Origin of the sequence: Streptomyces sp. NPDC048349 (assembly GCF_040651925.1) — a bacterium.
Taxonomy (GTDB): Bacteria; Actinomycetota; Actinomycetes; order Streptomycetales; family Streptomycetaceae; genus Streptomyces.
Genome location: NZ_JBEZLA010000082.1, coordinates 1 through 23,228 on the forward strand (window position 1 = coordinate 1; position 23,228 = coordinate 23,228).

A 23,228-nucleotide genomic window follows, 5' to 3' on the forward strand; every position below is an offset into this window, starting at 1 on the left:
ACCGTCTGCAGGAACAGCGGGAGGTAGAAGACGCCGCCGACGGTGACGAAACCGACGAGGAAGCCGATCAGGGCGATGAGGCTGAAGTTGCGGTTACGGAAGACGTGCAGCGGCAGGATCGGCTCGGCGGCCCTGGTCTCGGCGTACAGGAACGCGGCGGTCGACAGGACGCTGATGACGATCAGCCCGATGATCTGACCCGACCCCCAGGCGTACTCGGTACCGCCCCAGGTGGTGACCAGCACGGTGGAGGTGATGGCCGCGGTCAGCAGCGCCGCGCCGGGGTAGTCGACCTTGGGGCGGGGGCCCGCCTGTGCGGTCTTGGGCAGGTGGAGCACGACCGACACCATGACGAGGGCCAGGAGTCCGAGCGGCAGGTTGATGTAGAAGGCCCAGCGCCAGCCGAGGTAGTCGGTGATGGCGCCGCCGATCAGCGGGCCGCCGATCATGGACAGGGCCGAGACCGCGGCCATCAGGCCCTGGTACTTGCCGACTTCGCGGGGCGGGATCAGGCTGCCGATGATCGCCATGGCGCCGACCAGCAGACCGCCGCCGCCCAGGCCCTGGATCGCCCGGAAGGCGATCAGCTGGCCCATGTCCTGGGCCGCGCCGCACAGCGCGGAGCCGATCAGGAAGAGCACCACCGAGGTGAGGAAGACGCCCTTGCGGCCGTACAGGTCGCCGGCCTTCCCCCACAGGGGGGTCGAGGCCACCGTGGCCAGCGTATAGATGGTGACCACCCAGGAGAGGTGCTCCAGGCCGCCGAGTTCACCCACGATCGTGGGGATGGCGGTACTGGTGATCATGGTGTCGAGCGAGGCCAGCAGCATCGCGATCATGACCGCCACCAGGACGACCCCCACGCTGCGCGGCTTCCCGCCCTCCGAAGTACCGGCATTTTTCGCTGTGTCCACCATGTCGCCTCCCCTGACCCTGCTCCGAGCGAGCACTGCTTCCCGAGCTCACTTACTTGCCGCCCGGCTAGTTCGACCTTTAAGGTAGACCCGTAACTAGCCGGTCGTCAAGTAAGGACGTGCGGTGGGGAGGTGGGAGGGTCCATGGCCAGCGGCAGCAGCGCGCAGGGCAGTTCACACAGACGGCGCGGGGACACGCGTCAGCGCATCCAGGACGTCGCGCTGGAACTCTTCGTCGAGCAGGGCTACGAGAAGACCTCGCTGCGCGAGATCGCGGAGCGGCTGGAGGTCACGAAGGCGGCGCTGTACTACCACTTCAAGACCAAGGAAGACATCATCGTCAGCGTCTTCGAGGACCTGACGCGGCCGATCGACGAGCTCATCGCCTGGGCCGAGGCGCAGCCGCCCACCCTGGAGACGAAGCGGGAAGTACTGCGCCGCTACAGCGAGTCGATGGGCGCGGGGGCCTCGCTGTTCCGCTTCACGCAGGAGAACCAGGCCACGGTGCGCGACCTGAGCATCGGCGGGGCCATGAAGAGCCGCACGTTCCGGCTGGTGGAGCTGCTGCGCACGGAGGGCGGCGCGCTGACGGACCAAGTCCGGTGCGTGAGCGCCCTGTTCACGCTGCACGCGGGGATGATGTACCTCCAGCACGTGGACGGCGACCCGGAGGAAACCCGCCTGGCGGCCCTGGAAAGCGCAACGGCCCTCCTCACCCAGGCCCACCACAGCTAGGGGGTGTCCCAGTCAGAGCACGAGTCCGTCTCTTTGGGATCGCGCCGGTGCAGGTCAAGCCGGCGCCCGCGCCCGTCACCCCGACCGACCGGCCCGCGGGTGGATCGAGCACGCCGGGGCGAGGTGACCCCGGACCGGAAAGCCCACCCGACGAGTCAACCGCCGCCCCGACGATCCGCCGCTCCCACCCCGCACCACCCCACCGACAGGCGGCCCGGGCGACTCGGGCGACTCGGGCGCGCCCAGGACGAAGGCCGGGCCGGCCCACCGGGGCGCAGCCTCGCCCGGGCCCCCGCCCGACGGGCCGACGGCCGTGCCCAGGGCCGGCCGCCCCGCGCCGACCGGCCCGCCCCGCGCCGGCCGCCCGCCCCTCACCACAGCGGCCGCAGCGGCGGCAGGTCTCCGTTCGCCATGGCTCTGATGAGGGCCGCGAGTTCGGCGCGCGGGACGCGGCGGTTCTGGGATCCGAGGCGTGCGTCCAGTTCGCTCTCCATGTCGAACATGACGCGCCCGGCCACCGCCAGGTGCTCCAGCGCCCGGTCGGTCAGGACGACGAGTTTGCGCCGCCCGCCCGCCGGGTGCGGGCGGCGCTCCACGTAGCCGCGGGCGGCGAGGTCGTCGACGATCTGGCCGGCCGCCTGCTTGGTGACGCCGAGCTGTTCCGCGAGCTCGCTGCTTGTGGCGCCGTCGCCGTAGAGGGCCTGGAACACCAGTCCATGGACCGGCCTCAGGTCGTCGTACCCGGCCGCGTCGAGGCGGGATACGAATTCGGACAGGACGAGCTGGAAGGACATGCCGAGCAGATAGGTCAGCTCGGCCCTGGCCAGCGGGTCTGCCACCTGGCGTGCTTCCGCTCCGGTGCTTCCGGTCTCTGCTGTGGACTCCATCCGGCCATGCTGCCACACCTTGGAAAGACGCTTTACTCCCACGACCCCTCCCGTCCTCCAGTGGGACTCGAGCGGTTCTCGGTTACCAGCGGGAACAGTCTCGGCGCGGTTCCCTTTGCCGTTTGACACCCGCGACTAAAGCAGCTTTACTCATCGAGGCAAGCGAAGTAAAGCTTCTTTACACAGGAGGTCGCAATGAACGTGGTCAGCGAGAGCGAGCAGCGGACTACCCGTACCCCTTCGGGTGCGATGTTCGGCCTCGCCGCCCCCAGCCAGGGCAGCACGGAGATCAGCACCTGGCGCGTGGAGCTCGGCGCGGACTCCGCGACCCCGACCCACATCATCGACCGCGAGCAGGTCTGGATGCCGCTGTCCGGCGCGTTCAAGGTGACCATCGACGGCGAGGACGGGCAGGTCAAGGCCGGCGAGGCCCTGGCGATCCCGGCGGGCGCCGTACGTCAGCTCACCGCGGTCGGCGACACCCAGGCGCTCGTCGCCATGGCCGTCGGCGGCAAGGCCAGCATGCCGGGCAACGAGGACAACAAGCTGCCGCTTCCCTGGGCCGAGTAGTTCCGGGCGGCCCGGCGAGCTGAACCGCGGTCCGCGTCCGCCATCCGGCGACGCGGACCGCGGCAGCGGCCATCAGAGGAAAAACTCAACGAAGGACGGGCAATGAATCCCGAAGTCAGCAGCGGGCGCCGCCGGGCGATCCTGGCTCTGCTCGCATCGACGGTGCTGGTCGTGGTCATGGACCTCACCATCATCAACGTCGCGCTCAACCCCATCCAGCAGAGCCTCGATGCGACCAACGGCGAGCTCCAGTGGGCGCTGGACTCGTACCTGATCACCTTCGCGGCGTTCCTCTTCACCGGCGGCGTGTGCGCCGACCGGTTCGGCCGCAAGAAGACCCTGATCACCGGTCTCGTCCTGTTCGGTGTCAGCTCGGTGCTCGGCGCCTTCGCGACCGACATCGTCCAACTCATCATCTGGCGCGCCGTCATGGGCGTGGGCGCCGCCGTGGTTCCCACGGTCACCCTCGCCATCCTGATGAACGTCTTCCCGCCGGCCGAGCGCCCCAAGGCCATCGCGGGCTGGGCCGCGGCCGCCGGTGTGGCCATGGCGGTCGGTCCGGTCCTCGGCGGCGTGCTGCTCGAGGCGTTCTGGTGGGGCTCGATCTTCCTGATCAACGCCCCGCTCATCGCCATCGCCGTCGCCCTGATGATCGCGCTGGTCCCCGAGTCGAAGAACCCGGTCCGCACCGCGTTCGACCCGCTCGGCGTCCTGCTCTCGATCGTCTCCGTCGGCCTGCTGGTCTACGGCATCGTCCTCGCGGGCGAGGACGGCTGGACGAGCACCGGCGCGCTCGGCGCCATCGCGGGCGGCCTGGTCCTGCTCGTCGCGCTGGTCCTCTTCGAGAAGAGGATCGCCGCTCCCTCGCTCGACGTCAGCCTCCTGAAGAACGCGCGCTTCTCGGCCGGCACCGGCGCCATCGCCCTGTGCTTCTTCGCGCTCATCAGCTCGATCTTCATCTCGCAGTTCTACTTCCAGGCCGTCCTCGGCTTCTCGCCGCTGGAAGCCGGCCTGCTGGTCCTGCCCATGGGCATCGCCTCCATGGTCGTCTCGGCCCGCTGTCCCAAGCTCGTCATGAAGTTCGGCCCGCGCGCCGTGGTCGCCGCGGGTTCCACGGCCATCGCCCTGTCCGCCGTCGGCGCGGCCTTCTTCGACGCCGGTACGCCGACCTGGCTGCTGGTCGTCTCGCAGCTGGTCCTCGGCGTCGGCTGGGGCTCCATCATGGCTCCCGCCACCGCCTCGCTGATGTCCGTCGTGCCTCCGGTCAAGGCGGGCGCGGGCCAGGCGGTCTCGCAGACCGCCCGTCAGGTGGCAGGCGCCCTCGGCGTCGCGATCATCGGAAGCCTGCTCAGCTCGGGCTACCGCTCCTCGATCGGTGACGCGGTGAACGTCCTGCCGGAGGCCCTGCGCGAGGAGGCCGCCGGATCCATCGGCGGCACCGTGCGCGCCGTCCAGGCCGCGAAGCTGGGCGACCAGGCCCCGGCCCTGCTGGCCAAGGCCTCCGACGCCTACGTCAGCGGCATGCAGTCCACGCTGTTCGTGGTCGCCGGTGTCGCCCTCGTCTCGGCCCTCGTGGCCCTGCGCTGGCTCCCCAAGACCCCGCCGGCCCCGCCCGGACCCCCGCCGGGCGCGGCCGCCCCGGGTGCCACGGCCCCCGGCGCCACGGCGCCGGGTGCCACGGCACCGGGTACCCCCGCGGCCCCGCCCGCCCCGGCGAAGGACGAGGCGAGCCTCCGTCCCTGACCCGGCGCGCCGCGCCGCCCTTCAGTGCCCGTCTGCCCCTTTGGGGCCGGCGGGCACTGTCGTCACCCCACAAAACCGCCACCGCGCCCCACACGGCCGCGCCGTCGCCCCACCTCCGCGACGGCAGCCCTTCCCCCCACTTTTCGCGCCGCTAAACGGAACGCAACTGCCTTAATTTCAAGGCGTGTTGACCGCATCACGGACATGCACGGACAAGCCGTCCCGCCCCGCGCGGGCCGTCGAAGACCGATCCATCAGCGCTCAAGTGTTTCCACGTTATGTACAAACGGAGGGGGTTCTCATGGAGATGGGCAAGGGTTCCGGGCACATCGACGCGTCCCGTATGGACACCGTCGAGGCCGTATCGCAGTGGTTGCGCAGCGAGATCGCCGTACGGACGGGGCGGGCCCCCGACGAGATCCGCGACGACGACCTGTTCTCGACCGCCGGTATCGACTCGATCCGCGCGGTCGCCCTCATGGGCGACCTCTCGGAGCGGACCGGCACCCGGCTCTCCCCGGCGCTCATGTGGTCGCACCCCAGCATCGCGGCGCTCGCCGCCCGCGTCGTCGCGGGCGAGCCCGACGCGCCCGCCGAGCTGCCGGCCGCCTTGCGGGCCGCGTCCCGCGCGCACGAGCCGATCGCCGTCACGGGCATGGCGTGCCGCCTCCCGCAGGCCGAGGGCCTCGAGGAGTTCTGGGAGCTGCTGCGCTCGGGCACCGACGCGGTGAGCGAGGTTCCGGCCGACCGCTGGGACGCCGCCGCCTACCTGGACGCCAACCCGTCCGCCGCCGGCAAGATGGTGACCTCCCAGGCCGGTTTCCTGCGCGGCCCGGTGGACACCTTCGACCCCCTCTTCTTCGGCATATCCCCGCGCGAGGCGCAGGAGATGGACCCGCAGCAGCGGCTCTTCCTCGAAGTCGCCTGGGAGGCACTGGAGGACGCGGGCCTGTCCGACGGCCGGCTGTCCGGCACTGCGACCGGTGTCTTCGCCGGAGCGATCTGGCACGACTACGCCGACCTCGGCGCGGCCGACCCCGCCGGCGCCTCCCTGCACTCGGCCACCGGCCGGGCCCTGAACATGGTCGCCAACCGGCTCAGTTACGTGCTGGGGCTCACCGGCCCCAGCGTCGTCCTGGACTCGGCCTGCTCCTCGTCCCTGCTCGCGGTCCACCTGGCCTGCCAGAGCATCTGGTCCGGCGAGTCCGAGACCGCCATAGCGGGCGGGGTGAACCTGCTGCTGAGCCCGGAGACGATGGTCTCGCTCAGCAAGTTCGGCGGCCTCTCCCCGGACGGCCGGTGCAAGGCCTTCGACGCCCGCGGCGACGGCTTCGGCCGCGGCGAGGGCGCCGCGGCCATCGTCCTCAAACCACTGTCCAAGGCGCTGGCCGACGGCGACGACATCTGGTGCACGATCCGAGGTACGGCCACCAACAACGACGGCCTGAGCAACGGCCTCACCGCCCCCAACCCCCTCGCACAGGAGGCCGTGCTGCGCGCCGCCTGCCGCCAGGCGGGCATCTCCCCCGCCGAGGTCCAGTACGTCGAGACCCACGGCACGGGCACCGCGCTCGGCGACCCCGTCGAGGCCAGTGCGCTCGGCGCGGTCTACGGCCGCGGCCGCGACGTGGACGCACCGCTGCGCATCGGGTCGGTCAAGAGCAACATCGGCCACCTGGAGGCGGCCGCCGGCATCGCCGGCGTCGTCAAGACGGCACTGGCGCTGCGCCACCGCCGCATCCCGCCCAGCATCCACTTCGAGACGCCCAACCCGCACATCCCCTTCGACGAGCTCCGCCTGCGGGTCTCCGCGGCCGAGGAGCCGTGGCCCCTGACCGGGCCGGGCCCGGCCCGGGCGGGGGTGAGCGCCTTCGGCTGGGGCGGCACCAACGTGCACGTCGTGCTCGAGGCCGTCACCGCGCCGGCGCCGCTGACCCTGCGCGAGAGACCCGGCCCCGGCACCGAAGCCGTTTCCGCCGGCCACCGCCCGCAGCGCCCGCAGGTGGCCTTCGTATGCTCCCCGTACGGACAGCAGTGGATCGGGATGGCCCGCACCATGCTCCGTACCGAACCGGTCTTCCGCTCCGTACTCGAGGAGTGCGACCGCGAACTCACCCGGTACACCGGGTGGTCCCTGCTCGACGAGCTGCACGCCGACGAGGAGACCGCCCGCAGCGGCGACGTGGGCGTCATGCAACCCCTGCTCTTCGCCATCCAGGTCGGCATCGCCGCCTGGCTCGAGGCCGCCGGAGTCCGCCCCGACGCCGTCGTCGGCCACAGCCTGGGAGAAGTCGCCGCCGCCGTCATCGCCGGCATCCTCGACCTCCCCGACGCGGTGCGCCTCATCCACCACTACAGCGACCAGCAGCGCCGGGTCGCCGGCTCGGGCAGCGGAATGGCCGTCGTCGAGCTCTCCGCCACCGACGTCCAGCAGCGCCTCGACGACCGGATCGGCGGCCGGGACATCTCGGTCGCCACCCAGAACGGCCCGCGCACCACCGGCCTCGCGGGCCCGCGCGCCGCGCTGGAGGCCCTGGTCGCCGACCTGAAGGCCGAGGGCGTGCTCTGCGGCATGATCCGCGTGGACCTTCCCGCCCACAGCCCCGGCATCGACCCGATCACCGCCGATCTCGAGGCGGCCATCGGCACGCTCACCCCGCGGCCCGGCCGCATCCCGATGATCTCCTCCGTGACGGGCGAACCGCTCGACTGGCGGGAGGCCGACGCCTCGTACTTCGTCCGCAACCTGCGCCGGCCCGTGCTGCTGGCGCCCGCCACCGCCCACCTGCTGACCCACGGAACCGGCGTCCTGGTGGAGATCAGCGCCAACCCGGTGCTGGCCCCGGCGCTGCGCCAGTCCGCCGAGGAGTACGGCGACGGCACCGCGGCCGTACTGGCCACCATGCGCCGCGAGGGCGAGGACGACCGCGCGGGGCTGGTGGACACGCTCGCCGCCCTCGCCGGACTCGGCTTCGAGGTGCGGCTGCCGGGCGAACACCCGCCCGCAGCCGAGCTGTTCACCCTCTCCGCCCGCACCCCGCAGGCCCTGCGGGACCTTTCCCGCTCCGTGGCCGCCGCCCTCGCGGACGACGCCGCGCGCGACGCGGCCGACGGCCCTGCGGACGGCCCTGCGGACGGCCCTGCGGACAACAAGGCGGACTACAAGGCGGACAGCACCGCGGACGCCGCGCACGGCGCGGCCCGGCTCGCCGCCCTGGCCCGCGCGGCCCTGGAGCGGGCCCACCACCCCTACCGCCTCTCGCTCGTCGCCCGGGACACCGCCGAGCTCGCGGAGGCGCTGGCCGCCCACGCGGACGGCGAGCGGCCCCCGCAGCTGTACGAGGGCACGGGGCCCGCCGAGTCCCGGCCCAGGATTGCGTTCGTCTTCCCCGGCCAGGGCTCCCAGTGGATCGGCATGGGCCGCGAACTGCTGCGCACGCAGCCGGCGTTCGCCGCGTCCATCCGTACCACCGACGCCGCCGCCCGGGCCTGGATCGACTGGTCGATCGAGGCCGAGCTGTGCGCCGGCGAGGAGACCTCGCAGCTGACCCGCATCGACGTCGTCCAGCCCGTGCTGTTCGCCGTCGAGGTCGCGCTCGCCGCGCTGTGGCGCTCCTGGGGCATCGAGCCCGACGCGGTCATCGGGCACAGCATGGGCGAGGTCGCCGCCGCGCACGTCAGCGACGCGCTGGGCATCGAGGACGCGACCCGCATCATCTGCCGCCGCAGCCTGCTGCTGCGCCGCGCGGCCGGCCAGGGCGCCATGCTCGCGTGCGAGCTCACGATGGCCCAGGCCCGCGAGCTGCTCGCCGGCCAGGAACACCTGGTGTCGGTCGGCGTGAACAACAGCCCGCGCTCCACCGTGCTGTCCGGGGACCGCGACGCGCTCGCCGCGATCGCCGCCCGGCTGGAGGCCGACCAGGTCTTCTGCCGCTGGGTCAAGGTGGACGTGGCCTCGCACAGCCCCCAGATGGACCCGCTGCGCGAGGACCTGCTGTCCGCGCTGGACGGGATCGCCCCGCGGGCCGGAACCGTCCCCGTCTACTCGACGGTGACCGGCTCGGTGGCCTCCGGCACCGAGATGGACATCCGCTACTGGGCCGACAACCTGCGCGAGCCGGTGCTCTTCGCCGACCAGGTCGCCCGCCTCGTCGAGGACGGCGTGAGCGTGTTCATCGAGATGAGCCCGCACCCCATCCTGCTGCCCGCCGTGGAGCAGGTCGCCGCCGAGAGCGCTGCGGCCGTGGCCGCGCTGCCCTCGCTGCGCCGCCGCGAAGAGGAGCGCGACACCCTGCTCGGCTCGCTGGGCCGGCTGCACGTCCTGGGCGCACCGGCCCGCGTGGACCGCGCGCTGACCCCGGCCCCCGCCGGGGCGAAGCTGCCCCACTACCCGTGGCAGCGGGAGCGGTTCTGGATCGACGCCTCCGGCCCGGGCGCCGGCGCCACGGGCGGCCGGGCGCTGCGCCGCGGCCTGCTCGGCGAGCGCCTCGACTCCCCCGTCACCCCGGGAACGCACTACTGGCAGATGGACTTCGACGCGACGGCCGCCACCGCATCGGACCACCGGATCGGCGGGGCCGCGGTCCTGCCGGGTGCCGGATTCGCCGAGATGGCCCTCGCGATGTGCGCCCAGGTCCGGCCCGGCGAACCGCCCGTACTGGAGGACTTCGCCTTCCGGGAGCCGCTGATCCTGCCCGCACAGGGCGTGCGCCGGGTGCAGGCCGTACTGGAGGGCTCGGACGCCGAGCGGGCGCAGATCCGCTTCTTCGTCCGCGAGGACGACGGGCCGCTGTGCGTGGCCGAGACGCGGGTGCTGTTCGGCGCCGCGCAGGAGCCGGGCGAGCCCTGCGATCCGGCCGCGCTGGCCGGGCCGCTGACCGAGAGCCTGGAGGGACCGGCCTACTACCGGGCGCTCGCCGCCTGCGGCCTGGGCTACGGGCCCGCCTTCCAGGGGATCACCGGTCTCTCGCGCGGCGAGGGCGCGGCCCTGGCCCGGATCGCCCCGGACCCGGCCGCCCTGCCCGCCGACCCCGGCTACCGGGTGCACCCCTCGCTGCTCGACTCCGCCCTGCAGTGCGCCGTGGCCCCGCTGCTGGGCGCCGCGTGGGGCGAGGGCGTCACCCAGTGCTTCGTCAGCGAGTCCATCGGCCGGCTGACGGTGTACGGAGCCCTCTCGGGCGAGCTGTGGGCGCACGCGCAGTGCGAGCCGGCCGGCGACGACCGGCACTGGCGGGCCCGCGTACGGGTCCTGTCCGCCGAGGGCGCCCTGCTGGCCGAGGCGCAGGACCTGCGGGTCGTCCGGCTGGATTCCGTACCCGTCCTGGCCGCGGACCAGGACGACGCGCAGAGCGGACCGGCGGACGGGGCGAGCGCCGCCGCCCTGGCCGAACTGCCCGTGGCGCAGCGGCGGGCCGCGTTCGAGACCGCCGTCCGGGAGATCACCGCGCAGGTGGTCAAGCTCCCCGCCCGCCGCATCGACCCGGACACCCCGCTGCGCTCGCTCGGCATCGACTCGCTGATGTCGCTGGAGCTGCGCAACCGCCTGGAGGCGGCCTTCGGCGTGGAGCTGTCGGCCACGCTCATCTGGAACTACCCGACGGTACGCGACATCGCGCCGTTCCTGGCCGGCAAGGCGGGCATCGCCCTCGACGGCGACGAGGCGCCCGGGCAGAGCCCCGACGCCGGGGCCCCGGACCTGCCCGCGGCGGCGGACGGCGCAGCAGACCCGGAGAGCCTCGAGGCCCTCCTCGAACGTGAACTCGCGGAACTGAGCGAGCGGATGGAGACCTTCTAGTGAGCAGCAGCACCGCCGGGGCCGCCCCGGCCGAAGACCGCTCCGGGGACGCCCTCGTCAAGGCGCTGTCCGCCGTCCGCACGCTGCGGGGCCGGCTGGACGCGCTGGAGCAGAAGCGCCACGAGCCCATCGCCATCGTCGGCATGGGCTGCCGACTGCCGGGCGGGGTCGGCTCGCCCGCCGACTTCTGGCAGATGATCAGTTCCGGCACGGACGCGATCACCCGGGTGCCGGGCGAGCGCTGGGACGCCGACGCCTTCTACGACCCCGACCCGAACGCCCCGGGCCGCACCACCATGCGCTTCGGCGGGTTCATCGACGGGGTGGACCGCTTCGACCCGTACTTCTTCGGCATCTCCCCGCGCGAGGCCGCGCGCATGGACCCCCAGCAGCGGCACTTCCTGGAGGTGGCGTGGGAGGCCCTGGAGGACGCGGGCCTGCCCCGGGAGAAGCTCCAGGGCAGCGCGACGGGCGTGTTCGTCGGCGCCAACGCCAGCGACTACCTCCAGATGCAGCTGGAGGACCCGGCGGGGCTCGACACGTACACCGTCGTCGGCGGTACCAACTGCATCATCTCCAACCGGCTCTCGTACCAGCTCGACCTGCGCGGCCCGAGCATGACGGTCGACACGGCCTGCTCGTCCTCGCTGGTGGCCGTGCACCTGGCCTGCCAGTCCCTGCGCACCCAGGAGTGCTCCACCGCGGTCGCGGCCGGGATGAACCTGATCCTGTCGCCGACGATGACGATCGCCCACTCCAAGGGCCTGCCGCTGGCCCCCGACGGCCGCTGCAAGACCTTCGACGCCCGGGCCGACGGCTACACCCGGGGCGAGGGCGTCGGCGTGCTCGTCCTCAAGCGGCTCTCGGACGCCACCCGGGACGGCGACCGGATCTGGGCCGTCATCCGCGGCTCCGCCGTCAACCAGGACGGCCTGACCAACGGCCTGACCGCGCCCAGCGGCCTGTCCCAGCGCGACGTCATCAAGGCGGCGCTGCGCTCGGCCCGGCTGGAGCCCTCTCAGGTCACCCTGCTGGAGGCGCACGGCACCGGCACCAGCCTCGGCGACCCGATCGAGGTCGAGGCGCTGCAGGAGGTGTACGGGGCCGCGGACGCGGGCGGCGGGAGCTGCGCGCTCGGCTCGGTGAAGACCAACATCGGCCACCTGGAGGCGGGCGCCGGACTGGCCGGCCTGATCAAGGTGGCGCTGAGCATCCACCACCGGGCCATCGCGCCCCACCTCCACCTGGAGGAGGTCAACCCGCACATCTCGCTCGCCGGCGGACGGCTGCGCATCCCGACCGAGGCGGCGAGCTGGGACGTGCCCGCCGAGCGGCGGCACGGCGCCGTCAGCTCCTTCGGCGCGGGCGGCACCAACGCCCATGTCGTGCTGGGCCCGGCCCCGCAGCAGGAGGCCGCCGCGCAGGCCGGGGCCGCCGCGCAGGCTCCGGCCTCCGGAGTGCCGCAGGCCGCGGACGGCCCCTGGCTGCTGCCGGTCTACGCGGGCACCGCCGAGGCGCTGGTCCCGATGGCCCGCGCCTGGCGCGACCACCTCCAGGCCGAGGACACGCGCCGGGAGCCGTTCTCGGCGCTGGTGCACGCCGCCTCCACCCGGCGCACCCGGCACCCGCACCGGCTCGCGGTCGCGGCGAGCTCGCACGCCGAGGCCGCCGAGCGGCTGGACATGTGGCTGGCGGACAAATCCCCGGCCGCCGTGGTCACCGGCCGCACCGGCCGCGACATCAGCGACAAGGTCGTCTTCGTCTTCCCCGGCCAGGGCGCCCAGCGGGCCGGGATGGGCCGTGAACTGATGCGCGTCTGCCCGGTGTTCAGGGCCGCCGTGACCGAGTGCGACGAGGCCTTCAAGCGCTGGACCGACGGCGGGTTCTCCGTCATCGACACGATCATGGGGCTGGAGGACGGGGCGCCGCTGGAGCGGATCGACGTCATCCAGCCGGCCCTGTTCGCCCTCGCGGTCGGACTCTCCGCCCGGGCCCGGGCCTTCGGCGTCACACCCGACGCGGTGGTCGGCCACAGCATGGGCGAGGTCGCCGCCGCGTACGTGGCCGGCGTGCTGAGCCTGGACGACGCGGCCCGGATCATCTGCCGCCGCAGCTTCCTGCTGCGCCGCATCAGCGGTCAGGGCGCGATGCTGGTGGTGGGCCTGCCCTTCGACCAGGCCACCGAGCTCGTCGCGGACCACAGCGACCGGGTCTCGGTCGCGGTCAGCAACAGCCCCACCTCCACGGTGCTCTCCGGAGACCCGGACGTGCTGGCCGGGCTCGCGCAGTTGCTGGGGGCCCGCAACGTCTTCTGCCGCCACGTCAAGGTGGACGTGGCCTCGCACAGCCCGCAGGTCGACGCGCTGCGCGAGGACCTGCTGGCCGAGCTGGAGGGCATCGAGCCCCGCGCGGGCACGGTGCCGGTCCTGTCGACCGTCACCGGCGAGTGGTGCGACGGCTCCGGTTTCGACGCCGCGTACTGGGCGGGCAACCTGCGCGAGCCGGTGCTCTTCTGGGACGCCGTGGGCGCGCTCATCGACAGCGACCACGGGGTGTTCGTCGAGATGAGCCCGCACCCGACGCTGCTGTCCGCCGTCGAGCAGGCCTTCGAGCACTCCGGCCGCGAGGGGCTGGCCCTGCCGTCCATGCGGCGCGACGAGCCGGAGCCGCACGGCCTGCTGGAGGTCCTGGGCGCCCTGCACGCGCACGGTCTGCCCACCCGGCTGGCCGACCTGCTCCCGGCGGCGCCCGCCCGCCCCGTACCGCTGCCCGCCTACACCTGGCAGCACGAGAGCTTCTGGTTCCGCCCCTCGGGCGCGGCCGGCCCGGTGCCACAGGGCGCCCGCGCCGCCGCGGAGCCCGGGCCCGATGCCGCGGAGGGGCGCGGGCAGCAGCCCGCCCTGGTGGCGGCGGTGGCCGCGGCCGAGCCCGGAGAGGCCCGCGCCGAACTGGTCCGCGACCAGGTCGCCGCGGCGGTGGCCGGGACCCTGGAACTGAGCTCCGACCGGGTCGACCGGACGGCCGGCTTCTTCCAGATGGGCATGGACTCCACGCTCGCCCGCGATGCGCGACTGCGGCTGGAGGCCCTGATCGGGCGCCGCCTCCCGGCGACCGTGATGTTCGAACACCCGTCGGTGGAGGCGCTGTCCGCGCACCTGCTGACGCTGGCGGAGCGGGCGGCGGCAGAGGCCGGCCCGCGGACCCCGGCGGCCCCCGCCGCCCCGGCCCCCGCCGCACCCGCCGTCATCCCCTCACCGCAGGCGCCTTGCGACCCGTCCGGGTCCGCGGACGGCACATCCCTCGACGACCTTTCCGAAGCCGAACTCCTCGCCGTGCTGGCCGCGGAGTCCGGTTCCCCGACGCCCGCAGCCGGAGGAGCCCGATGACCGACACCGACCACGAGCGGCAGAACGTACTCGCCCGGAGCGTGCGGGAGATCCGCCGCCTGCGCACCGAGCTCGACGCCGCCGAACGCGCCCGCACCGAACCGATCGCCATCGTCGGCCTGGCCTGCCGGATGCCCGGCGGCGCCGAGACGCCCGAGGAGTTCTGGGAGTTCCTGAGCTCGGGCCGCGACGGCATCCGCGAGGTGCCCGAGGACCGCTGGGACACCGCCCGGCACGGCAGCCGCCTGGGCGGCTTCCTCGACCGGGTCGACGGGTTCGACGCCCCGTTCTTCGGGATCTCGCCGCGCGAGGCCGCCACCTTGGACCCGCAGCAGCGCCTGCTGCTGGAGGTGGGCTGGGAGGCGCTGGAGCACGCGGGCATCTCGCCGGCCGGCCTGAGCGGCTCGGACACCGGGGTGTACTTCGGCGTCACCACGTACGACTACGTGCAGAGCCAGATGCAGCAGATCGACCCGGCCGAGCTGGAGGCGTACAGCCTCACCAGCAACGCCTCCACCTTCGCGGCCGGCCGGTTCTCGTACTGGCTGGGCCTGCAGGGCCCGAGCCTGTCCGTCGACACCGCCTGTTCGTCCTCGCTGGTCGGCATGCACCTGGCGTGCCAGAGCCTGCGCGCCGGCGAGACCGGCATGGCGCTGGCGGGCGGGGTCAACGTCCTGCTGTCGCCGGAGTGGTTCACCATCGCCGACAAGGCGAACATGCTGGCGCCCGACGGCCACTGCAAGACCTTCGACTCCCGCGCCGACGGCTACGTGCGCAGCGAGGGCTGCGGCGTCGTCGTCCTCAAGCGGCTCTCCGACGCGCAGGCGGCCGGTGACCGCGTCCTCGGCGTCATCCGCGGCTCCGCCGTCAACCAGGACGGCCGCAGCAGCGGCATCACCGTCCCGAACGCCGCCGCCCAGCAGGACGTCATCCGTGCGGCGCTGGCCTCGGCGCGCGTGGAGCCCGCGCAGATCGGCTACGTGGAGGCGCACGGCACCGGAACCCCGCTGGGCGACCCGCTGGAGCTGCGCGCCCTGGACGCCGTACTGGGCGGCCGCGCACCGGGCGAGGAGCTGGTCGTCGGCTCGGTCAAGAGCAGCATCGGGCACCTGGAGCCCGCCGCCGGCATCGCCGGGCTGATCAAGGTCGTGCTCGCGCTGCAGCACGAGGAGATCCCGGCGCAGCTGAACCTGCAGGAGGTGAACCCGGAGATCGGCATCGAGGACCTCTCGGTGACCTTCCCGCGCACCGCCGTGGCCTGGCCGCGCGGTGACAAGCCCCGCCTGGCGGGCATCAGCTCCTTCGGCGCGAGCGGCACCAACGCCCACCTCGTCGTCGAGGAGGCGCCGGCCGCCCCGGCCGCCGCCGCCCCGGCCGCCGGGGGCGAGCGCTCCGCGCAGCTGCTGGCCCTGTCCGCCAAGAGCCCGGCCGCCCTCGCCGACCTGGCCGCGCGGCACGCCGCGTACCTGGACGGGCCGGACGCGGCCCCGCTCGCCGACGTCTGCCACACGGCCGCCACCGGCCGCGCCCCGCTGGCCCACCGGCTGACCGCGGTCGCCGGATCCGCCGGGGAGATGCGGGAGAAGCTGGCCGCGTACGCGCCCGGCGCGATCCTGCCGGCGGGCGTCCGCACGGGCCACGTGCCCGGCGGTGCGCAGCCGAAGGTGGCCTTCCTGTTCACCGGCCAGGGTGCGCAGTACCCGGGCATGGGCGCGGGCCTGTACGCGAGCGAGCCGGTCTTCCGGGACGCGATCGACCGCTGCGACGCCATCGTCTCGGAGCTGACGGACCGCTCGCTGCTCTCCGTGCTGCACCCGGCGCCCGCCGACGCCGCGCTGGTGGACGAGACCCGCTGGACCCAGCCGGCCCTGTTCGCCGTCGAGTACGCGCTCGCGGAGCTGTGGCGCTCGTGGGGCATCACGCCGGGCGCCGTGCTCGGCCACAGCATCGGCGAGATCGTCGCGGCCTGCGTGGCGGGCGTGCTGTCCCTGGAGGACGCGCTGACCCTCGCCGTGCGCCGCGGCAGCATGATGCAGGAACTGTCGGTGGAGGGCGCCATGGCGGCGGTCTTCACCACCGAGGAGCAGCTCGCGAAGGCGCTGGCGCCGTACGAGGGCGAGCTGTCGGTGGCGGCCGTCAACGGCCCCGAGTCGCTGGTCGTCTCCGGCGGCGCCAAGGCGCTGGACGTGCTGCTGGCCGATCTGGCCGGGGCGGGCGTCAAGTCCAAGCGGCTCACGGTCACCCGCGGCTTCCACTCGCCGCTGATGGACCCGGTGCTGGACGAGTTCGAGGCCGCGGCGGCCGCCCTGACCTACGCGGCCCCGCGCATCCCGGTCGTCTCCAACGTCACCGGGGAGCCGCTGACCGGCCCGCAGGCCTTCTCGGCGGGCTATCTGCGCGAGCACATCCGCCGCCCCGTGGACTTCCTACGGGGCATGAGCGCCCTGCACGGGCTGGGCTTCCACGTGTTCGTGGAGACCGGCCCGCAGCCCGCGCTGTCCGGCATGGCCAAGCGGTTCCTGCCCGCGGACGACGGCGGACGGGCCCCGGTCTTCCTGCCGTCCCTGCGCAAGGGCCATGACGACGGCCGGGTGGCGCTGGACAGCCTGGGCGCCCTGTACGCGCTGGGTGCGCCGGTGGACTGGTCCGCGTACGACGCGGGCCGGGGCCGGCGGCGCGCCGCGCTGCCGACGTACCCCTTCCAGCGCACCCGTCACTGGTTCACGCCCAGCGCCCGCCCGGCACGCGCCGCGGCCGCCCCGGACGGGGCCGCCTCCGCCCGCCTGCTGGGCGAGCGCGTGCCCTCGCCGCTGGACTCCACCCAGTACGCCGCGGTGCTCGACACCACCGCCCACCCCTGTCTGGGCGACTGTGTGATGGACGGGCTGCCCGTCGTCAACATCGGCGTCTACCTGGAGTCGGCCCTGCAGGCCGCGCGGGCCGACGGCGGCGGCGCGGGCGCGCTGATCGAGGAGTGCCTGGTCCTGCAGAGCATGATCCTCGACGAGGACCAGCGGGCCCGGGTGCAGCTCGTCCTGGACCCGGCTCCCGGCGGCCGCACCGCGTACCGCTTCTACTCCGCCCGGCGCGACGGCGTCGGCTGGCTGCTGCACTCCCAGGGCAAGCTGACCGAACTCCCCGCGGGCGCACCGGCCGTGACCGACCTGGACGCGCTGCGCGCCCCGCTCGCCGAGGAGACCACCGGCGAGGAGTTCTACCGCCGGATGTGGCGCCGCAAGCTGTACCTGGGCCCCACCGCCCAGTGGATCGAGCACGTGTGGAGCGGCGAGGGCGAGGCCGTCGCGAGGATGCGCGCCCCGCGCCCGGGCGAGGCCGACGGCTACCGGCTGCACCCCGGCCAGACCGACGCGCTGTTCCAGTCCCTGTTCGCCTGCCTCCCCGACGGCACCCCGGCGGACGCCACCTTCATGCTGGTGGGCATCGACCGGTTCGCCTTCCACGGCTTCTCCGGGGCGCAGGGCGAGACGTACTGCCGGGTGCGGCTGCTGCCGTCGCCCGACCCGCAGGGGATGCTGCTCGCCGAGGCCGCGCTGTACGACGCCCAGGGCCGCACGGTGGTCGAGGCCACCGGGGTGTGCCTGCGCCGCGCCGAGAAGGACCAGCTGCTGCGCACCGACGGCGCGGCCGCCCCGGCCGCCCGGGCGCTGCCCGCCGCGGCCCCGCCGGCCGCGGCCGGCGCACCGCAGTCGCTGGACGCCGCGGGCGTACGGGAGCTGCTGACGGCGACGGTCGCCCGCGCGCTGGGCACCTCCCCGGACGCGGTCGACCGCGAGGAGCCGCTGCAGAACCTCGGCCTGGACTCGCTGATGGCCCTGGAGGTCAAGGAGGCGCTGTCCGCCGCGCTCGGGGTCTCGCTGCCGCTGGTGGCCTTCCTGGAGGGCCGCAGTGTCAGCACGCTCGGCGACCAGATCCTCTCCACGCTCGGCACCCCCGAGGAAACCCCGGCCGGCGCGGGCGCCCGGGACGCCGCGCCGGCGGCCGCCACGGGCGGCGGCCGGCTGCCGGAGCTGGTCCGCGACGAGGCGGCCCGCTACGAGCCGTTCCCGCTGACCGACCTCCAGCAGGCCTACCTGGTGGGCCGCTCCAGCGCCTTCGAACTGGGCAACGTCTCCACGTACTTCTTCATCGAGGTCGACCTCGACGGGGTGGACGTGGAGCGGCTGCAGGACTCGCTGCGCCTGATGATCGACCGGCACGACATGCTGCGCGCCGTGATGACCGAGGACGGCTACCAGAAGGTGCTGCCCGAGGTCGCCCCGTACGAGATCCGCACGACCGATCTGCGCGGCTGCGCCGAAGCCGAGCGCACCGCGCGGCTGGCCGAACTCCACGACGAGGTCGCCCGGCAGGTCTTCGACACGGCGGTGTGGCCGCTGTTCGACATCCGCGCCACGCGCGTCACCGAGGGCCGCACCCGCCTGCACATCGGACTCGACGCGCTGATCATCGACGCGTGGAGCACCTCGATGCTGTTCCGCGAGTGGGCCGCCGCCTACCGCGGCGAGGCCGGCACGCTGCCCGAGGTCCCGCTCACCTACCGGGACTACGTGGTGACGGCCAAGGCGGTCGAGGAGACCGAGCTGCACGCCACGTCGCTCGCCTACTGGCGCGAGCGGCTCGACACCCTGCCGCCGGCCCCGGAGCTGCCGCTGGCCGCCGACCCGGGCTCCCTGGAGGCGCCGGCGTTCACCCACCGCTCCAGCCGGATCGAGGCCGAGGACTGGTCCCGGTTCAAGGCGTACGCCTCGGCGGCCGGCGTCACCCCGTCGGCCGCGCTGTGCACGGCGTACTCCCAGGTCCTGGCCTCCTGGAGCAAGTCCGCCCACTTCACGCTGAACGTGCTGTTCTTCAACCGGCTGCCGCTGCACGAGCAGGTCGGCAGCGTGCTCGGCAACTTCAGCGCCACCACCCTGCTGGAGATCGACTCCACCGCCTCGGTCGCCTTCGGCGAGCGGGCCGGGCGCATCCAGCGCCAGCTGTGGAACGACCTGGAGCACAGCCACGTCAGCGGTGTCGCGGTGCTGCGCGAGCTCAACCGGGCCCGCGGCGGCAACGCCCGCGCCAACATGCCGGTCGTCTTCGCCAGCACCGTCAACTTCGCGGCCAAGGAGGACTCCGCGGCCTCGATGGGCCTGGCCCAGCACCTCACCTCCATCGGCGAGGGCGGCGAGGAGGTCTCCAGCTCGATCCGCACCCCGCAGGTGTGGCTCGACCACCAGGTGGTCGAGGACGCCGGGGCGCTGATCGTGAACTGGGACGTCATCGAGGAACTCTTCCCCGCCGGGATGATCGACGCGATGTTCGGGGCGTACCTCGACGTGCTGCGCGGCCTGTGCGTCGAGGAGGACGCCTGGCGCCGCCCGGCGCCCGCCCTGGCCCCGGCCGCGGAGCTCGACGTGCGCCGCTCCGTCAACGCGACCGCCGGTCCGCTGCCCGCGGGCCTGCTGCACGAGCCGTTCGCCGCGCAGGCCGCCGCGCACCCCGAGCGGGTCGCGGTGATCGCCCCCGGCCGCGAGCTCACGTACGGCGAACTGGACGGGCACACCGACCGGCTGGGCCGCTGGCTCCTGGACCGGGGCGCAGGCCCCGGCACCTTCGTCGGCATCGTGATGGAGAAGGGCTGGGAGCAGGTCGCCGCCACCCTCGGCGTGCTGAAGGCGGGCGCCGCCTACGTGCCCATCGACGCCGGGGTGCCCGCCGAGCGGCTGCGGCTGCTGTGCGAGAAGTCGGGCATCCGCCTCGTCCTGACGCAGAGCCGCGTCGAGGCCGACATCCAGTGGCCGCAGGGGACCGTACGGCTGAGCGTGGACGGCCCCGCGGCCCTGGCCGTGCCGGCCGGCGCCCTGCCCGCCTCGGCCGCCCGCCCGGACGACCTCGCGTACGTCATCTTCACCTCCGGCTCCACCGGTACGCCCAAGGGCGTGATGATCGAGCACACGGGCGCCCTGAACACCTGCCTCGACATCAACGAGCGGTTCGGCATCACCCACGAGGACCGGGTCCTGGCCCTGTCCGCGCTCAACTTCGACCTGTCGGTGTACGACGTGTTCGGCATCCTCGCCGCCGGCGGCGCGATCGTGCTGCCGGCCCCGGACGCCCACCGCGAGCCCGGCCGCTGGGCCGAGCTGGTCACCGCGCACGGGGTCACCGTGTGGAACAGCGTGCCGACGCTGATGGAGATGTTCACCGAGCACGCGCTGGCCGCCGGGCTGACCGGGACCCTGCCGCTGCGCACGGTGATGATGAGCGGGGACTGGATCCCGCTGACGCTCCCCGAGCGCATCGCCGCGCTGGTGCCCGAGGCGGCCGTGTGGAGCCTGGGCGGGGCGACGGAGGCGTCGATCTGGTCGATCGCGCACCACGTGACCGGCGAGGCCGACCCGTCGCTGACCTCCGTCCCCTACGGCAAGCCGTTGCTGAACCAGCAGTTCCACGTACTGAACGAGGCCATGCAGCCCAGCCCCGTGTGGGTGCCCGGCCAGCTCTACATCTCCGGCGCGGGCCTGGCCCGCGGCTACCTGGGCGACGAGGCCAAGACCCGGGCGGCGTTCCTGCGCCACCCGGCCACCGGGGAGCGGCTGTACCGCACCGGCGACCTGGGCCGCTACCTGCCGGACGGGAACATCGAGTTCCTCGGCCGGGAGGACTTCCAGGTCAAGATCCAGGGATACCGGATCGAGCTCGGCGAGATCGAGGCCGCGCTGCTGGCCTGCGACGGGGTGCGCGCCGCAGTCGCCTCGGCGGTCGGCGAACGCCAGGGCGCCAAGCGCCTGGTGGCCTACGTCGTCCTCGACGAGGACCGCACCTGCGAGGTGACGCCCGAGCTGCTCGCGAAGACGATCGGCGCGGCCCTGCCCTCGTACATGGTCCCGCAGTACATCCTGATCCTCGACGAGCTGCCGCTGACCGCCAACGGCAAGGTCGACCGCTCCTCGCTGCCGGTGCCCGGCGCCGAGGCCGCCGACGGCGACGCGGCGCAGGCCCCCCGGGACCTGACGGAGGGCGCACTCGCCGCGATCTGGGCCGAGTTCTTCCCCGGGACCGGCTTCGGCGTGCACACCGACTTCTTCGCCCTGGGCGGCAACTCGCTGCTCGCGGTCCGGCTGATGGCCGAGATCAGGGCCCGGCTCGGCTGTTCGCTGCCGCTGTCGACCCTGTTCGCCCGTCCGACGATCGCCCTGCTCGCCGCGGCGATCCGGGAGGCCGGCGGATCGGTGCGCCGCACCGCCCTGGTGCCCGTCCGCACCGGGGGCGCGCAGACCCCGCTGTTCTTCGTCCACCCGGTCGGCGGCGACGTGCTCTGCTACGGCGAACTGGCCGGCCTGCTCGGTGAGGACCAGCCGTTCTACGCCCTGCAGGTGCCGGACGACGAGGTCCTGGAGACCGTGCCCGAACTGGCCGCGCACTACGTGGCCGCCCTCACCGCCGCGGTGCCGCAGGGCCCGTACCGGCTCGGAGGCTGGTCCATGGGCGGGGTCATCGCCCTGGAGATGGCCCAGCAGCTGACCGCCGCGGGGCACGAGGTCGAACACCTCGCGGTGATCGACCTGCTCGAGCCCCCGGGCCCGGCGCCGGAGCGGGAGCGGATCGACGACGCCGTGCTGCTCTCGTGGTTCGGCCGGGACCTGGCCGGCCTGGCCGGGATCGCCTGGGAGCCCGACCCCGAGCCGCTGCGCGCCGCGGACTGCCCCGATACGGCCTTCGGGATCCTCTACGCCCAGGCCGCCGAGCAGGGCGTCCTGCCCGCGGGCATCGGCCTCGAGGTGTTCGGTGAGATCTACACCCGTTTCGCCCGCAACTTCCGGGCCCTGCTGTCCTACGCGCCGCAGCCGTACGCGGGAGCGACCGCGTTCCTGCGCGCCGAGGACGGCTCCACGGACGAGGCGGTCGCCGCCTGGTCCCAGCTGTTCCCCTCCGGTTTCCACTACGTCGCGCTGCCGGGCGACCACTACACGGTCATGCAGTCTCCGCGCCTGCGGCTGCTGGCCGACCAGCTCTCCCTCTGGCTCGCCGGCTCGGCGGCCCGACCCCTCGAAGGAATACAGTCATGACGCTGAAGTTCGGTGCTTTCATTCCTCCGTTCCACTCCCTGGGCGAGGACCCCACCACCGCCTTCTGGCGGGACCTGGACCTCATCCACTGGCTCGACGAGCTCGGCCTCGACGAGGCCTGGGTGGGCGAGCACCACTCGGGCGGCTGGTCCACGGTCAGCTCCCCGGAGGTCTTCCTCGCCGCCGCGGCCGAACGCACCCGCCGCATCAAGCTCGGCACCGGCGTGGTGAGCCTGCCCTACCACCACCCGCTGACCGCCGCCAACCGCATCGTGCAGCTGGACCACCAGAGCGGCGGGCGGGCCATGTTCGGCATGGGCGCCGGGGTCTCGCCCGCCGACGCCCACATGATGGGCATCTCCGCCGGTGACCAGCGCCGCATGATGGCCGAGTCGCTGGAGGCGCTGGTGCGCCTGTTCAAGGGCGACGAGCCGGTCACCATGAAGACCGACTGGTTCGAGCTGCGCGACGCCATGCTGCACCTGCGCCCGTACACCAAGCCCCGGTTCGACATGGCCGTCGCCAGCGCCGGCACCGAGCGCGGCATGCGCCTGGCGGGCCAGTACGGCCTGGAGGCGCTGACCTTCGCGGGCCGCCCGGGCATGTCCGAGCCGCCGCTGGCCCAGCTGTGGGCCGCCGGCGAGGAGGAGGCCGCCAAGTACGGCCAGACCGTGGACCGCTCCAAGTGGCGCGTGGCGATCTGCGTGCACATCGCGGAGACCCGCGAGGAGGCCCTCGACCAGGTCCGCGCCGGGATGAGCCACTGGTTCCGCGAGTACGTGCGCGACACCGTCGGCGCCTCCGCGAAGCTGCCCGAGGGCCGCGAGGCCGAGGTGGCCGTCGAGACCCACACGGCGATCATCGGCTCCGTCGAGGACGCCATCGAAGGCATCGAGCGCATGCAGCGCGAGAGCGGCGGCTTCGGCACCCTGCTGGTCAACACCCAGGACTGGGCCACCCGCGAGCAGACCAAGCGCAGCTACGAGCTCCTCGCCCGCTACGTGGCACCGCACTTCACCGGCGCCCTCGACAGCCGCCGCGCGTCGCAGAAGTGGGTCTCGGAACACAAGGACGGCTTTGCCGCACAGGCCCGGGAGGCCGCGGCCCAGGCCACGGCCTCCCGCTGA

Annotated in this window: 9 protein-coding genes; 7 read left to right on the plus strand and 2 right to left on the minus strand. The window is 73.7% G+C overall.

Annotated features, from left to right (window positions below):
• Nucleotides 1-917: MFS transporter (locus AB0D44_RS30780; protein ID WP_362597017.1), on the minus strand; the 917-nt coding region annotated here is incomplete at its 3' end.
• A gap of 141 nt (nt 918-1,058) precedes the next feature.
• Here AB0D44_RS30780 and AB0D44_RS30785 point away from each other — a divergent pair.
• The gene (locus tag AB0D44_RS30785; RefSeq protein WP_362597020.1) at nt 1,059-1,649 is read left to right on the plus strand and encodes a helix-turn-helix domain-containing protein; all 591 of its coding nucleotides are present in this window, start codon (nt 1,059-1,061) and stop codon (nt 1,647-1,649) included.
• A gap of 371 nt (nt 1,650-2,020) precedes the next feature.
• Here AB0D44_RS30785 and AB0D44_RS30790 read toward each other — a convergent pair whose 3' ends face one another.
• Nucleotides 2,021-2,443: a MarR family transcriptional regulator gene (locus AB0D44_RS30790; protein WP_362597052.1), complete on the minus strand. Its 423-nt coding sequence runs from the start codon at nt 2,441-2,443 to the stop codon at nt 2,021-2,023.
• 288 nt (nt 2,444-2,731) lie between these two features.
• On the opposite strand from AB0D44_RS30790, the gene AB0D44_RS30795 reads away from it, so the two are divergent.
• The 6 genes from AB0D44_RS30795 (at nt 2,732) to AB0D44_RS30820 (ending at nt 23,228) form a co-directional block, all read left to right on the plus strand.
• Complete coding sequence (locus AB0D44_RS30795; protein WP_362597023.1) at nt 2,732-3,106, plus strand: cupin domain-containing protein; 375 nt, start codon at nt 2,732-2,734, stop codon at nt 3,104-3,106.
• Between the two features lie 102 nt (nt 3,107-3,208).
• On the plus strand, nt 3,209-4,849 hold the full coding sequence (locus AB0D44_RS30800; RefSeq protein WP_362597026.1) for an MFS transporter: 1,641 nt from the start codon (nt 3,209-3,211) through the stop codon (nt 4,847-4,849).
• 301 nt (nt 4,850-5,150) lie between these two features.
• A complete protein-coding gene (locus tag AB0D44_RS30805; protein ID WP_362597029.1) occupies nt 5,151-10,643 on the plus strand; it encodes an acyltransferase domain-containing protein in 5,493 nt (1,830 codons plus the stop codon).
• Complete coding sequence (locus AB0D44_RS30810; protein ID WP_362597032.1) at nt 10,643-14,029, plus strand: beta-ketoacyl synthase N-terminal-like domain-containing protein; 3,387 nt, start codon at nt 10,643-10,645, stop codon at nt 14,027-14,029. Before AB0D44_RS30805 ends, AB0D44_RS30810 begins: the two co-directional genes overlap by 1 nt.
• Complete coding sequence (locus AB0D44_RS30815; protein ID WP_362597035.1) at nt 14,026-22,101, plus strand: amino acid adenylation domain-containing protein; 8,076 nt, start codon at nt 14,026-14,028, stop codon at nt 22,099-22,101. The genes AB0D44_RS30810 and AB0D44_RS30815 overlap by 4 nt, the downstream gene beginning before the upstream one ends.
• Nucleotides 22,098-23,228, plus strand: a complete 1,131-nt coding sequence (locus tag AB0D44_RS30820; protein ID WP_362597038.1) for an LLM class flavin-dependent oxidoreductase — start codon at nt 22,098-22,100, stop codon at nt 23,226-23,228. Before AB0D44_RS30815 ends, AB0D44_RS30820 begins: the two co-directional genes overlap by 4 nt.

Excerpts from the sequence above, each read along its gene's own strand:
- AB0D44_RS30800 (WP_362597026.1), top strand. The coding sequence starts at position 3,209 with ATGAATCCCGAAGTCAGCAGCGGGCGCCGCCGGGCGATCCTGGCTCTG.
- AB0D44_RS30820 (WP_362597038.1), top strand. The coding sequence starts at position 22,098 with ATGACGCTGAAGTTCGGTGCTTTCATTCCTCCGTTCCACTCCCTGGGC.
- AB0D44_RS30815 (WP_362597035.1), top strand. The coding sequence starts at position 14,026 with ATGACCGACACCGACCACGAGCGGCAGAACGTACTCGCCCGGAGCGTG.
- AB0D44_RS30795 (WP_362597023.1), top strand. The coding sequence starts at position 2,732 with ATGAACGTGGTCAGCGAGAGCGAGCAGCGGACTACCCGTACCCCTTCG.
- AB0D44_RS30785 (WP_362597020.1), top strand. The coding sequence starts at position 1,059 with ATGGCCAGCGGCAGCAGCGCGCAGGGCAGTTCACACAGACGGCGCGGG.
- AB0D44_RS30805 (WP_362597029.1), top strand. The coding sequence starts at position 5,151 with ATGGAGATGGGCAAGGGTTCCGGGCACATCGACGCGTCCCGTATGGAC.
- AB0D44_RS30790 (WP_362597052.1), bottom strand. The coding sequence starts at position 2,443 with ATGTCCTTCCAGCTCGTCCTGTCCGAATTCGTATCCCGCCTCGACGCG.